Here is a 12154-nt window from a genome sequence, read left to right as displayed (position 1 = left end):
TTCCTGTCCTCCGCCGCGGTTGTGTTGCCCCCCCCGGGGCGCGCTCTGGGGGGGGCGGGGGGCGCGGCGCCCCCCCGCCTCCTTCTACGGGGGTAGGGGGGTTCGCACTGTGCGGTGTGCGCACAGTGCGAACCCGGGTCCGGTGACGGGGTGTTACTTCGGCGGGGCGCGGAACCCGATGCGCTTCACCGGCTGGTCGGTGGGGGCGGGCTTCGAGCGGGTGGTGCGCGGCGGCTGGGCCGTCACCCGGGGCTCGCCGGGCTCCTGGGCGGCGGTGACGTACGGCGGGTACGAGGTGCCGGGCTTCTTCTTCGCGAACACGGGGGTCTCCTTGCCGGGCCGGGCGGTGTGCCCGGCTCCCCGCCCGCCCCGCGACCGGTGAGGGCCGCAGGACGGACGGGCAGCCGTCAGACCGCCGCCGGGAGTGCCGGGAGCCCTTGACCCGAGGGGGCGTCCTCGCGTACGCGTGTGCGCGCCTGGGGGTGTGGGTGTGTGGGCGCCTGGGCGTTGGACCCGTCCAGCAGCACCAGCCCGGGGCCGAAACGGCCCTCAGCGGGGCGCAGCAGCAGCGCGGGGGCCTGGTCGGCCTTGGCGAGGTTGCAGGGCTCGCAGGCGAGCACGAGGGCGGCCTGCGCCCACGTGCGGGCCAGCGAGCGGGGCACGATGTGGTCGAGCGTCGAGCCTTCGAGGGCCGGGCCGAACTGGGTGCCGCAGTAGAAGCACTGCTCCCCGTCCCGCTCCGCCAACTTCGCCTTCAGCTTCCGCCGACGCTCACCGCTGGGGCCGTTCTTGGGCATCAGCCGACCTGCTTGCTGCCGGCGGCGGCCTTGCCCTTGTAGCGCTGCTCGTACTTCGCCGCGCGGGCCTGCTCCTCCGGGCTGAGCGGCGTCCCCGCCTCCAGCAGCGGCAGGTACGTCTTGAGCTGCTTGTAGATCGTGCGGACCGAGCCGTCCGTGTGGTCCGCGATCGCTTCCACCGACACCCCGGCGATCCGCAGCAGCAGCATCGCCCGCGCCCCCGGCGGCATCGACTCCAGCACCCGCCGGTGCTTCTCCGGGAGCTCGTCCATCGCGGCCGGGGTCGGCGCGTCGTCCCCGCGCAAGCGCCGCAGCGCCCGCAGCGACAACCGGTTGACCACCATCACCGACATGTCCAGCAGCTCCGCGACCATCTCCGTGGTCCGGTCGAACGCGATCAGCTCGACCATCACCGCCCGCATCTGCGGCGACAGCCCGGCCAGCAGCTCCTCGCACCGCGCGTTCAACTCGCCCGCGCCCTCGACGTCGACCACGGGCGGGGCCACCGGGTCCATCTGCCGGCCCACCGCGTCCACCCAGTCCGTCGCCACCTCGTGACGCACAATCCCGGACTTCCAGTGCTCACCGATCACGCCCTTGACCAGGAAGTGCAGCCGCACCCGCAGGTCATCCGGTTCCGCGTCCCGCATGCCCAGCACCCCGCCCTGGCCCCGCGCCACGCCCAGCCACACCTGCTGCTCCAGGTCGTCGCGCCACTGCTCGACCTGGTGGTACTCCACCCCCTGGCCCAGCAGACGGTTCCTCACCATCGACCGCACCAGCCGCTCGTAGCGCAGGTACAGCTCGTCCAGCCATACCGCCTGCTCCGGGCCCATCTGAGGGTCCTCGCCCCGCCGCAGCCGCAACCCGTCCCGGCCGTGCCCCGGCGCCGACCGCACGTACCGCGGACCCTCCCGCCGCACCCACGACCGCGTCCCCACAATGGGCCTCAGGTCATCCCGACCCCCCACCACCAGCGCGACCGGTGCGCTGTCCGCCCCTTCCGACTCCGGACCCAGCGCGTCATCCTCGACCTCCTGGCTGCGGATCTCCTCCACCAGCCCCGCACTCAGCGGTAACGCCACCTGCGGAATCACCGCACGCTCAGCCACAATCGACATGTCGGTGCCCTCTCTCCACGCCAAATGGATTGGTCCGACAGCCGCCACCAGCGTTAACGCGCTGGTGACACCGCGCCTGGTGCTCGCACCGGGGCACGGCGGCCCCCGGGTGCAACCGGGGGCCGTTCTTGGCTGCCTTGGCACTTAACGTATACGCCAAGTGTCGCCCGTGGCAAGGATGACGTATACGCTAGATGTGAGAGCATGAGGCACTGAAGGAGGTTCAGATGGCCGCAAGGTACGAGGAGATCGCCCATGACCTGCGGGAGCGCATCGTGTCCGGGGAGTACCCCCCGGACAGTGCCCTTCCGCTGATGCGCGACATCGGCGCCGCATACGGGGTCAGTGACATCACCGTGCGCAAGGCGCTGGCCGTCCTCACTCGCGAAGGGCTGGTCGAAAGCCGCCGCCGTAGCGGCATGTTCGTCCGCTCGCACCCTGACCGGGTGCGGCTGACCGTTCGCCAGCGACAGATCGAACGGGACGAACTGGGCTACTACAGCGGCCCTGAAGTGCAGCACTGGCGGGCGCTTCCCCACCCCAGCGGTGAGCAGACTCGGGTGGGATCCGCTCCGGTGCCGGCCGACGTAGCCGACCTCCTGAACGTCGCGCCGGGCGTGGAGCTGACCGTGCGGCGACGCATCGTGGGCGACCCCGACCGCGAAGAGCAGCGCCAGCTCGCGGACTCATGGGTGAGCGGGTGGATCAAGGAGGAGCTGCCGGTGCTCGCGACCGGCGACACCGGCTTCGGCGGCATGTACGACCGTGTCGAGGAGTGGGCGGGCAGAGCGCTGGAGTGGCGCGAAGAAGTCTCCGCTCGAATGCCGTCGCCGGAGGAAGCCGACGCACTTCTCATGCCCCGCACGGGTGTCCCCCTCCTGCGCACGGTCCGCGTGACCTTGCTCCCTGGGCGGGGACGGCAACCGGCCCGAGTAGTTGAGGTCCAAGACATCAGGATGTCCAGCGCATTGTTTGCAGTGGGATATCCCCTCCCGCGTGGACGTTCCGCAAAATGGCCCGTTTCACCTGCCACGAGCGACTACTACACGGCACCATCAACCGCCGGGAAAGAGGACGAGTGAACAAGTCGGGCAAGGCCGTAAATATGGACTGGGGAGAGTTCGAAATCCCCGAGAAAGCAACTCGTCTCGACGAAAGGAGCATGTCCCGCTTTCCTTCGGCAGATGAAATGAAGCACTTTTCAATTGCCTGGGATACTCCACTATTGGTAATTGAGCGCACGTACTACGACGTCAACAACGTCGTCCTCAAGTTCTCTTCCTCGCTTTTCATGAACGGCTCGGAGCACGCAGTCAACTACGTTCCGAGCGAGGAAGGCCATCGCAGTCCCGAGCACCAGTAGCGGGACTGCGCAACGCAACAGGCCCCGTCAGAGACGGGGCCCGATGGTCCACCCGGGGTCGCCACCCCGGACAGATGAAGCACTCTCAGTCCTCACAAGGAGGTGCGCTCACCTTGAGCGTACGACGAACAACCGGCAGAGCACTACATGGCACGGCTGCGGCCCTGGTCACGGCAGGGGTGACCCTGTGATCCAGCACATGAACCTGGTGTTCCAGGCCGGAGGGCTGAAGACGGGTGAGGGCGCCTTCCTGATGGCGTGCGCGAACCACACCGACGATCGCGGCTATGTGATCGCGCACATGAAGCAGCTCGCGGACGAGGCGCACATGTCGCTGCGGGCCGCGCAGGACAACCGGGCGCGGCTGGAGGCTCGGGGCCTGCTGAGGTCGAAGGAGCGCCTGAGCCCGAAGAACAAGGCACAGATCGCCAACCTGTTCCGGATCAACCTGGACAAGCTGGCGGCGATGAAGCGCTCGAAGACGGACTACGGGCCGACGCTCATCGAGGAGCTGACTTTCGACGCCGCTGACGTGCCGCCGGAGGAAAAGCCCAGCTCAGACCCCCATGCAGATTCCGCACCCCCCCCCGCAGATTCCGCACCCCCCCATGCGGAATCTGCGGGGGATGGGGATGCGGAATCTGCACCCCTTCTCCTTCCTTCTTCTGTTCCCTCTTCTCTCTCAGAGCACGGCCGCCCCACGGGCGACGGCTCGGAGTCGGGCGAGGCGAGAGAGAGAGAGGCGGCTGCGCCGGAGCCGGACGGGGCTGATGTGGTCGTGGCCGCGTACGTCCAGGCGCTCGGGCATCCGCTGGTGAACGGCTCGCGGGCGAAGTTCCGTGCTCAGGCGGTGCAGCTGCTGGCGGCCGGCCACGAGCTGGCTGTGGTGGTGGCGAGGGCGGCGGAGATGCCCGCGCACGGCTGGACTGACCTGATCCGGCACGTGGAGCACCCCAGGGTGCCGGGGCAGGCGGCGGGTTCGACGGGGGTCGTGGCTGCTCCTGTTGGTGGCCGCAGTGCGCCGCCGGATGAGGCGACGCGGCGGGCGATGGCGGCGATTCTGGCGCGGGGGACGGGCCTGTGAGCGACATGAGCGGAATGACCGAGGAGCGCGCGGCGGAGCTGGCGGAGGCCGAGGACGCGGTGGTGGGCACGCTCCTGCACCCCGAGGCGAAGGACCTGGCGCCGGACCTGATCAACACCCTGGCCGGTACGGATTTCGACTCGCGGCGGCACGGGGAACTGTGGGACCTGCTCTCGTCGCTGTGGGCGGCGGGCCAGAGGGTGGACCCGATCACGGTCGGCGCTGAGCTGCGCAAGAGCGGTGACCTGACCAGGTTGGCGGGCCCGGCCGGGGTGGCGTGGCTCCACCAGCTGCACGACGCGGTGCCGACCGTCGCGCACGCCACGGCCTACGCCGACCTCGTCCGCGAGGAGTCGCAGTGGCGGGCGCTGAGCATGGCGGCAGTCCGGACGATGACGGCGGTGCAGCGCCGGGAGGGCACGGCGGTCGCGGCGGCCGAAGCCGCGGTTGAGGCCGCCCGCGCGGTCCGGGACCAGCAGATCCACGGCCTGGACGACGGGCCCATGGACGCGCTGGACTTCATCGCCATGGCTGATGACGTGCCGGACTGGATCATCCCGGGCGTGCTGGCCCGCTGGGACCGCCTGATGATCACGGCGGGGGAGGGCGGCGGCAAATCGCTGATGCTGCGGCAGATCCTGGTCCGCGCGGCGTGCGGCCTTCACCCGTGGAAGTCCGCGCGCATCGCCCCGGTGCGCACGCTCCACATCGACGCCGAGAACTCTGAGGGTCAGGCCCGCCCCTGGATCCGCAAGATGATCAACGCGGCTGGGGCCGAGGGCGCGCCGCTCGGGCGCGACATGCTCCACGTCGAGTTCATCCCGGAGGGCATGGACGTGACGCAGGCCCGCGACCGGGCCAAACTCGCCCGCTGGGTCGAGAAGGCCCGCCCGGACCTGATCAGCCTCGGCTCGCTGTACAAGCTCACCACCAACGCGAAGAACGACGAGGAAGCAGCCCGAGGAGTGATGGCGGCACTGGAAATGGTCCGCTCCGTCTCGGGCGGTGCGGCGATGGTCCTGGAGGCCCACGCCCCGCACGCGCAGATGGGCAAGCGCGACCTGCGGCCGATCGGCTCCAGCCTCTGGATGCGGTGGCCGGAGTTCGGGTTCGGCCTCGCGCCGGCCGCCGGTCCCGGCGCCCAGGAGCTCCGCCTCATGGACTGGCTCCCATGGCGCGGCGCCCGTTCCGAGCGGGCCTGGCCCGAGCAGTTCTGCCAGGGCGTCACCTGGCCCTGGCAGGCGATCCCGTACGCCGGGAACCAGCCGCTCGTCGTCGCCACCCTCACCGCCGACCAGGTCGCCGCGCTCACACCGGAACAGCGGGCCCAACTCGACCGATCGGGAGAGCCCGGCCCGGACCAAGGCGTTCTGATCCCCTGAACGCCGCTCTGAGCGATCGTCAGCCGCCCCGGGCCTCCCAGGTCCGGGGCGCGGCTGTTGGGCCGTCAGATCGCCGTACAGCGGCCGTCCGACGCGGATTTCGTGATTGCTCTGGTGGCCCGTGAGGGAGATGGCTACAATCGCCGTCATCTGACGGGCACGCCCGCAGGGAGGCCACCAGCCCGATCCGGGCGGTGGCCTTCGGTGTTGCTGGGGCCAGCCGGACACGCGGTGGGGTCCCGAGCCGGAGCTGAATGAGGCGCTCTGGCCCCTGTATGCCGGTCAGAGCGCGTCCCAGTCGCCCCGGGTCTCCCAGGTCCGGGGCGTTCCTGTTCGGCCGTCAGCGCGCCGTACAGCGCTTCCGGCATGATCGGGTCGTGACTGATCTCGACGAGGGACCCGCCGGGGGCGCGCTCACGGTCTCCCCGCACGGCGGGCCCTGCGACCACGGGGCGTGCCGGGAGGCCGACTTCCTGGCAGTGGCCCGGGTGGACGACCCGCGCTGCTGCGCCGGGCACCACCCGGAGGCCCGGAAGCTCGCCGACGGGCCCCCGGGCGAGTTCCTGCCGCCGCCCCAGCCCCCCGGCCGCCACGGCGCGCGCCCGGCCCTGTGGGAGCCCCACGGAGCAGTCCGTTACGCATGGTGATTACTCCTTCCTTCCTTCCCTTGGGAAAGGGCCCGATCCGGCTCTCCCGGGGCCGTGAGCGGGCTTTTCGCGGCGGGAAGGAAGGAAGGAGTAATCACCATGCGTGACATCGACTGGTGTGGCCGGTGCCCTGTTCCGGGCCGGTCGTACGCCACGCGGGGCTGTGAGGTGTGAGGCCCGCCCCGGGTTTCGCCTGGTGGACGGGTCTGGCTGTGAGGTGTGAGGCCGGGCTGTGAGCTGTGAGACCGATCGGCGCTGATCGGCTTCTGATCGGATGTCATCGGCGGGCCGACGCCGATCAACGCCAATCGGCCGCCGATGCCGATTCCGATGCTGACCTGCGGATTCCGATCGATCCAATCAACCGGCGGGCCCCCGGGTTTTCCGCTGTCGGCGCCCATTCCGGGCCCGGAACGGGGGTGGGCCGTGGTGACCTGTCTGGCCTGTCCGCCCAGCTCCGGACCTGTCCAGCCACCCGTCCCCGGCCTGTCCTGACCTGTCCGCGAGACAGGCCACGGACAGGTGGCCGGCAGGCGGCAGACAGGCCGGGGACAGGTCCCCGGGGCGCCCCGGCCACCGCCACCCGCCACCGCCGGGCGGTGGCCGAGCGGTGCCGGGTGGCGGTCCGTCCGGGCATCCGCTGGCGAACCGCTGGGCATCCGCTGGCATCCGTCCGGGATCCGTCCGGGCCGGGGCGTCCGGACGGATGCCAGCGGATCGTCAGCGGATGCCCAGCGGATGCTCGGACGGATGGTTCGGCGGGGGCCAACGCGTGCCGTGCGTGTCCCGTGTCGGGCGTGCCGCCTACGCGCGTGTACGTGTAGGGGCGCGCTCGGACGCGTGCCGACACGGGTCCGCCGGGTTCGGCCGTCACAGCCGCCGTGTCACCGCTGCGGTCACAGCCGCCGTCACAGTCCGGCCGGACCGGCGCCGCGCGCTGGACGGGGGCGGCGGCCTCGATGCCGGGGCGCTCCGCGGCGAGGCCGGCGCCCAGTCCCGGCGGCGGCTTCGGGCCCGGGGTTCATCGCGTTCATCATCACCGCCCGAATCCGGTGAACCGGCCGGGCCAACATGCGCGCGTGACGCGCGCGTGTGGAGCGTCATCTCGCCTCGCGGCCGGACGGGCCCGCAGCCGCGCCCGTCCGGCCGCCCGCAGCCGCGCCCGGACGGCTGTGCGGACGGGCGCCCGCCCGGACGCCCGGGCAGGCGCGGCGGGCGGGTGCGTGCGTCCCGTACGAGGGGCCGGGAGGCCCGGGGCGGCCCGGACGGCCCGGCGGCATCCCGAAGGCTCTCCACGGGCCGGGAGAGCCCTCTGGTGGGGGTCCAAGGCGTGCACACGTGCCCACGTGCACACGTGCACGCGAGAGAGAGCCCGGGGCCGGGCAGTCGTCGGGCGGTTACCGGTTACCGGTTACAGGCCCACGAGAACCCCGGTTCGCACCGCTCAGGGCGCCCGGAACGGACTCTCCCGGCCCCCTGTAACCAGTAACCGGTAACCGCCCGACGGGAGGCGGCCCCCAGGCGCGCCTCCTCGTACGTACGCGCTGGCGCATGCGGACACGGGTCCGCCGGTCCCGGCGGTCACCACCACCGTGTCACCGCTCCGGTCACAACCGCCGTCACAACCGCACGGCCGCGCCCACGGGCGTCAGCGGGCGGCGGGCCCGGCCCCGAGAACGCGGCGCCCGTCCGTCCGGGCGGCGGGGCCGGCGGCGGCCGGGGCGGTCGGGAGACGTTCCGCGGCGAGCTGGGCGCGCGGCGCGAGCCCGTCCCCGGCGGCGGCGGTGCGGTCGGCGGGTCCGGTGCCCAGCGGGCGGCGGTCGGTGTTCACCCCCGGATTCTCGCCCGCGCACCCTCCTGGGAGCTGGGGAGGGGGGTACCGCCCATTTTGGTTGTCCCGGTTGTCGTCGCAGGTCGCACGTTGTCCCGGTGGTTGTCCCGGCGTCGGCCGCTGGTTGTCCTCGGACAAGACCCGGCCAACACCGGACAACCCCGGGACAACCACCGGACAACCTCGTCGGCCGCCGGTTCGGGAAGCACCACCAGGAGCAGCGGCCCGTCGAGCCGGCCGACACCTCCGCCCCGCCGCCGCCCGGTCCGGTGGGCACGACGCCGTGCTCCTGGTCGTGGTCCTCGCTGCGGCTGCCGGTACTCCTCAGCGGAGCGGCCCGGACCCGGCGGCACCGGGCCGGTACGCCCCAGGAAGGTCTCCCAGGGAAGTAGTCGGCGCCCGGCGCACCCCGCGAAACCGGCGCTGACCTGCGGTGGACCACCCGGGCGCCGCGCCTCCCCTTCCTCGCAGTGGGAGCGGGGTTGCGGGGCTAACCCCGCCGCACCGCAAGGTGCTGCCCGTCGCCCCGTGGGCCACCCCGCGACGCAAGCACCCGGCCCGTGCTCCACTCCCCGCCGCCCCCGCCCCGGGCGGCAGACCGTGCCCGCCACCCGGCACTCGACACCTTCACCGACGTACGTCCCACCACCGAGAGGAACCCGATGTCCACCACCGCTCCCCAGCCCCCGCAGCAGCCCGTCGTCCCGGCCGCGCCCGCCTCGCTCCCCGTTCCGCCGGCCCCGGCCGCCGTCGTGCTCCCGCCGTGGGTCAAGGTCGCCCTGGTCGTGCTCGCCGTCGCGGTCGTCGTGATCGCGGCCGGGTTCGTCGGGTTCGTCGTCCTGGTCCGCCCCGGCGCCTCCGCCCCGCTGAACACGATGCTCGCCTTCGGCGCCTTCGTCGTCGCCGCGGCCGGCCTGATCGTCACCTGTGTCCGCAAGCAGCAGTGACCCGCCGAAGAGCCGCTCGACCCCGCGCCCGGAGCACCGGGCGGCGCTCGAAGGCCCGGGCGCCGCCGCCCGGGGCCAGACGGCCACCACCCCGGCACTCCATCGGAATGCCGGGGTGGGAAGAGCCCTACAGGGCTCTGATCTGCTGTGATACGCCTCGCACTCGTGCGAGGCGTATCACTCGTGCGAGGCGTGCGAGAGGCGGCGCTGGACGCGGTCGGCCTGTCCGGCGGCGGCCTCCAGGAGCGCTGCGACCACCTCGTGCTTCGGAGTACGGGTGGCGTGGTGGATGTCGTCCACGGCCCGCTGGAACGCGTCGACGGCTGTGGCCCGGGTGTACCAGGACCGCCGGGTCATCGCGGTCCGCGCGGCGGCCTGCTCGACCTCCTGGCGGCGCCGGCGCTCCCGTTCGACGCTCGCCCGCGTCACCTCCGGCTCGTCCTCGTCGTCGGCGGGCGGCGGCCCCATCCGCGTAGCGTTCATCACCGCGCCCCCTCGGGCGCGGCCGCGAGGATGCCGGTCTCCGCGAGCACGGCGGGCACGTCCAGGTAGTCCACGGGCACGGTGGCGTAGGACCGCTGGTAGGCGACCCGGCGGCGCATCTCGGCGGTCAGCAGCGGATAGACCGGGAGCTCCGCGCCGGTCGCCGCGTCCCGGCCGGACGTGAGCATGTCGCGGTACTCCCCCGGCAGGGTCGTGGAGTGGTCCGTACGCGAGAGCAGCACCGAAGCGTCGAAACCGCCCACCGCCGACTCCGCGCCCGCCATCTGCGCGGCCCGCCACGTCGCGCGCAGACGCCGTATCTCCGAGGGGTCCGCCCCGATCGGCACGATCAGCCGGTTCGCGTAGGTGAGCGCCGCCGCGAACACGCTGGCGTTGCCGCCCCCGACGTCCACGATCACCCGGTCGTGCTTGGCGCGCAGATCGGCGACCAGCTCGTCGACGTCGTCGAACGGATGCCGGGTGACCCGCACCGGGAACGTCTTCCCGGTGGCGCGCTCGTAGTCCCGGTACCAGTCGTTGCCGGTCTGGCTGACGCTGTCCCCGTCGACGTAGTGGACGTCCTCGCCCTCGACCGTGGCCAGGTACAGCGCGGCCAGCATCGCCAGCCGCGTCTTGCCGACCCCGCCCTTCAACGCCCCGACCACATCGACGCTCCCGTCACCCGAGTCGTCCGTCATGGGCTCCACCTCCTCGTTCCCGGGCAGCCGGACCCGGCCGCCATCCCGCCGGACAGTACCCGTCGCACCTCTCGCACCCGTCGCACCCCACGCACTCGTGCGACACCTCGCACGAGTGATACGCGTGCGACGGGTACCCCTCCCCCACCGGGCATGGTGAGCGGGTCCCCGCCCCTGACCTGCGGTGGTGAGGACCAGGGGAAGTCCGGTCCGCTGCTCCTGGCCGTGCTCACCACGGGCGCCGGCGGGCCAGGCCGCGGCGAGCCGTCCCACGGTCCGGGGCGTAGCAACATCCGTTGCGACATCTGTCGCACCATCCGGTGCGCCGTGGGTAGCACCATCCGGTGCGGCATCTGTTGCGCCACCCCACGGCCGCCCCTCCTGTCATCGCAGGTCAGCGCCCGGTTCCGGCTGGTGAGCAGCGCAGACTTCCCCTCGTTCCCCGGGGCCGGCTGCTGGGTGTGGCGGGCGGTGGAGGCGGTGACGGGGCATCGGGGAACACGGGCGGCGCGGCGCTGGCCCTCCCCCGGCCCGCCGAACCGGCGGGCCGGCAGCCGGGCAACCGCAGCGCGCCACCCCGGCCGGGCCCGGCTCAGAGTTCCCAGCCCGCCCTCTGACCTGCGGCGATCGTCGCCCAACATCGGCCCTTGACCTGGGCCGCGCAGAAACCGAATTTTCTTAGGCGCCTCGGTCAAGGACAGCCGTGAAAATCCGCGCGTTCCCTTCGGAGTGCGAAGTTGAGCCGTCCCTCGTCCTGCGTTTGCAGGGTAGCGAGGTCCTGCGACGCGCTCTTTACAAGCACACACGCCAGACAGGCCGCCTTTGAATCAAAGGCTTACTCCTGCAAGGATTTTAAAAAGGGCGAGTGGTTCGAGCACTCCACCATCGAATGGTAGGGTCTGAACACAGAGAGCCACCGCCTCGACTGTGGAAGGGAGGGGCGGTGGCTCATCTGGAAAGTCATGACTTCTTCCAGCGGAAGGAAGCCCGACGTGGCTCAGCTTACGTGTACCACCTCACCCGCGTTACCCCCGCGCCCGCGTTGGCGGGCACGGGCATGGCGCCGAGCGAAGATCATCGGCTGGCGCATGGTGATGGGCGCCGCCTACACCGCCGGCGGACTCCTCCTCGGATGGCTGCTGTGGCTGCTGAAGTGGGCCGTCACCGCCCTCATGTGACCGGCCCCCATCACCGAACCCGGTGATATCCCCTTCGCCCCCGGACGGGTCTCCGTTCGGGGGCGAAGGTATTTCCCCCTTACCGCATTGAGCTGACCGCCGCCCTGATCTTCGGTGGCTTCGGTTCCCTGAGGGTTCTGTCGGTACGGTGAGGAGGCGGCACTGGTGCTCCCCGTGGCGCGGGGATGGTCCTGTCGGCATCATCGGCCGCGCGCGGGTCGGCAAGTGCTCCCCACCGCGTGGGGATGGACCCGCTTACAACCCCAACGAGGACTTCGTCGCTCAGTGCTCCCCGCCCGCGCGGGGATGGTCCCGTGATCAACGACGCGACCGCGCCGCTCCAGCTGTGTTCCCCGCCGCGCGCGGGGATGGTCCGCTGCTCCGCAGCGCCCCGTGGTGACCACCGCGGCCGCCGCCCAGACCGCCCCCGCCCGGGTCTCCGCCCGCGTGGACGCGGACCAGGAGCAGCCGCCCACCTTGCCGCAGCGGCCCGCCGGCCCCGTGAAGGACTGGGACCTGCCCGGCTTGCCCGCCGACTGCAAGCCCGGCTGCGCCCCGGAGCTGCTGACCGACGAGCAGTCCCGCGCCCGGATCCGGTACGGACACAGCCTCGGCTGGGCCCA

The 12154-nt window shown here is 72.0% G+C and carries 14 protein-coding genes; 8 read left to right on the top strand and 6 right to left on the bottom strand.

What is annotated here, in order from left to right; all coding sequences use genetic code 11:
- Nucleotides 1-153: 153 nt before the first annotated feature.
- The 3 genes from ACFZAX_RS35095 to ACFZAX_RS35085 form a co-directional block, all read right to left on the bottom strand.
- Nucleotides 154-321, bottom strand: coding sequence for a hypothetical protein (locus tag ACFZAX_RS35095; RefSeq protein WP_390966989.1), 168 nt, complete (start codon nucleotides 319-321; stop codon nucleotides 154-156).
- Nucleotides 322-407: 86 nt separating this feature from the next.
- The gene (locus tag ACFZAX_RS35090) at nucleotides 408-797 is read right to left on the bottom strand and encodes an HNH endonuclease (protein ID WP_390966987.1); all 390 of its coding nucleotides are present in this window, start codon (nucleotides 795-797) and stop codon (nucleotides 408-410) included.
- Entirely contained in the window at nucleotides 797-1633 is an 837-nt protein-coding gene (locus tag ACFZAX_RS35085) for a hypothetical protein (protein ID WP_390966985.1), read from the bottom strand. The genes ACFZAX_RS35090 and ACFZAX_RS35085 overlap by 1 nt, the downstream gene beginning before the upstream one ends.
- 512 nt (nucleotides 1634-2145) lie before the next feature.
- Here ACFZAX_RS35085 and ACFZAX_RS35080 point away from each other — a divergent pair.
- The 5 genes from ACFZAX_RS35080 (at nucleotide 2146) to ACFZAX_RS35060 (ending at nucleotide 6394) form a co-directional block, all read left to right on the top strand.
- On the top strand, nucleotides 2146-3000 hold the full coding sequence (locus ACFZAX_RS35080; protein WP_390966983.1) for a GntR family transcriptional regulator: 855 nt from the start codon (nucleotides 2146-2148) through the stop codon (nucleotides 2998-3000).
- Nucleotides 2997-3281 (top strand): hypothetical protein, encoded by a 285-nt coding sequence (locus ACFZAX_RS35075; RefSeq protein ID WP_390966981.1) that lies wholly within the window; start codon nucleotides 2997-2999, stop codon nucleotides 3279-3281. The genes ACFZAX_RS35080 and ACFZAX_RS35075 overlap by 4 nt, the downstream gene beginning before the upstream one ends.
- Before the next feature lie 187 nt (nucleotides 3282-3468).
- Nucleotides 3469-4365, top strand: a complete 897-nt coding sequence (locus tag ACFZAX_RS35070; protein WP_390966979.1) for a hypothetical protein — start codon at nucleotides 3469-3471, stop codon at nucleotides 4363-4365.
- A gap of 5 nt (nucleotides 4366-4370) precedes the next feature.
- Complete coding sequence (locus ACFZAX_RS35065; protein WP_390966977.1) at nucleotides 4371-5747, top strand: AAA family ATPase; 1377 nt, start codon at nucleotides 4371-4373, stop codon at nucleotides 5745-5747.
- A 377-nt stretch (nucleotides 5748-6124) separates the two neighbouring features.
- Complete coding sequence (locus ACFZAX_RS35060) at nucleotides 6125-6394, top strand: hypothetical protein (protein WP_390966975.1); 270 nt, start codon at nucleotides 6125-6127, stop codon at nucleotides 6392-6394.
- Between the two features lie 1648 nt (nucleotides 6395-8042).
- Here ACFZAX_RS35060 and ACFZAX_RS35055 read toward each other — a convergent pair.
- Complete coding sequence (locus ACFZAX_RS35055; RefSeq protein WP_390966973.1) at nucleotides 8043-8225, bottom strand: hypothetical protein; 183 nt, start codon at nucleotides 8223-8225, stop codon at nucleotides 8043-8045.
- A 662-nt stretch (nucleotides 8226-8887) separates the two neighbouring features.
- Between ACFZAX_RS35055 and ACFZAX_RS35050 the strand changes: the two genes are divergently transcribed.
- Nucleotides 8888-9172 (top strand): hypothetical protein, encoded by a 285-nt coding sequence (locus ACFZAX_RS35050; RefSeq protein ID WP_390966971.1) that lies wholly within the window; start codon nucleotides 8888-8890, stop codon nucleotides 9170-9172.
- A gap of 177 nt (nucleotides 9173-9349) precedes the next feature.
- On the opposite strand, the gene ACFZAX_RS35045 is transcribed toward ACFZAX_RS35050, so the two are convergent.
- Together ACFZAX_RS35045 and ACFZAX_RS35040 are read right to left on the bottom strand one after the other, a co-directional pair.
- Nucleotides 9350-9655: a hypothetical protein gene (locus ACFZAX_RS35045; RefSeq protein WP_390966969.1), complete on the bottom strand. Its 306-nt coding sequence runs from the start codon at nucleotides 9653-9655 to the stop codon at nucleotides 9350-9352.
- The gene (locus ACFZAX_RS35040) at nucleotides 9655-10353 is read right to left on the bottom strand and encodes a hypothetical protein (protein ID WP_390966967.1); all 699 of its coding nucleotides are present in this window, start codon (nucleotides 10351-10353) and stop codon (nucleotides 9655-9657) included. The genes ACFZAX_RS35045 and ACFZAX_RS35040 overlap by 1 nt, the downstream gene beginning before the upstream one ends.
- A gap of 992 nt (nucleotides 10354-11345) precedes the next feature.
- On the opposite strand from ACFZAX_RS35040, the gene ACFZAX_RS35035 reads away from it, so the two are divergent.
- Together ACFZAX_RS35035 and ACFZAX_RS35030 are read left to right on the top strand one after the other, a co-directional pair.
- A complete protein-coding gene (locus tag ACFZAX_RS35035; protein ID WP_390966965.1) occupies nucleotides 11346-11531 on the top strand; it encodes a hypothetical protein in 186 nt (61 codons plus the stop codon).
- Between the two features lie 393 nt (nucleotides 11532-11924).
- Nucleotides 11925-12154 (top strand): hypothetical protein (locus ACFZAX_RS35030; RefSeq protein WP_390966963.1); only part of this gene is annotated, 230 nt, incomplete at its 3' end.

It is taken from the genome of Streptomyces sp. NPDC008125 (assembly GCF_042957125.1).
GTDB lineage: Bacteria > Actinomycetota > Actinomycetes > Streptomycetales > Streptomycetaceae > Streptomyces.
The sequence above is the reverse complement of the archived record's forward strand: the minus strand, read 5'-3'. Positions and strand labels throughout refer to the sequence as shown.

Coding starts and splice junctions, on each gene's coding strand:
- ACFZAX_RS35090 (WP_390966987.1), bottom strand. CDS start 797: ATGCCCAAGAACGGCCCCAGCGGTGAGCGTCGGCGGAAGCTGAAGGCG.
- ACFZAX_RS35085 (WP_390966985.1), bottom strand. CDS start 1,633: ATGGGCCCGGAGCAGGCGGTATGGCTGGACGAGCTGTACCTGCGCTAC.
- ACFZAX_RS35080 (WP_390966983.1), top strand. CDS start 2,146: ATGGCCGCAAGGTACGAGGAGATCGCCCATGACCTGCGGGAGCGCATC.
- ACFZAX_RS35065 (WP_390966977.1), top strand. CDS start 4,371: ATGAGCGGAATGACCGAGGAGCGCGCGGCGGAGCTGGCGGAGGCCGAG.
- ACFZAX_RS35050 (WP_390966971.1), top strand. CDS start 8,888: ATGTCCACCACCGCTCCCCAGCCCCCGCAGCAGCCCGTCGTCCCGGCC.
- ACFZAX_RS35045 (WP_390966969.1), bottom strand. CDS start 9,655: ATGAACGCTACGCGGATGGGGCCGCCGCCCGCCGACGACGAGGACGAG.
- ACFZAX_RS35040 (WP_390966967.1), bottom strand. CDS start 10,353: ATGACGGACGACTCGGGTGACGGGAGCGTCGATGTGGTCGGGGCGTTG.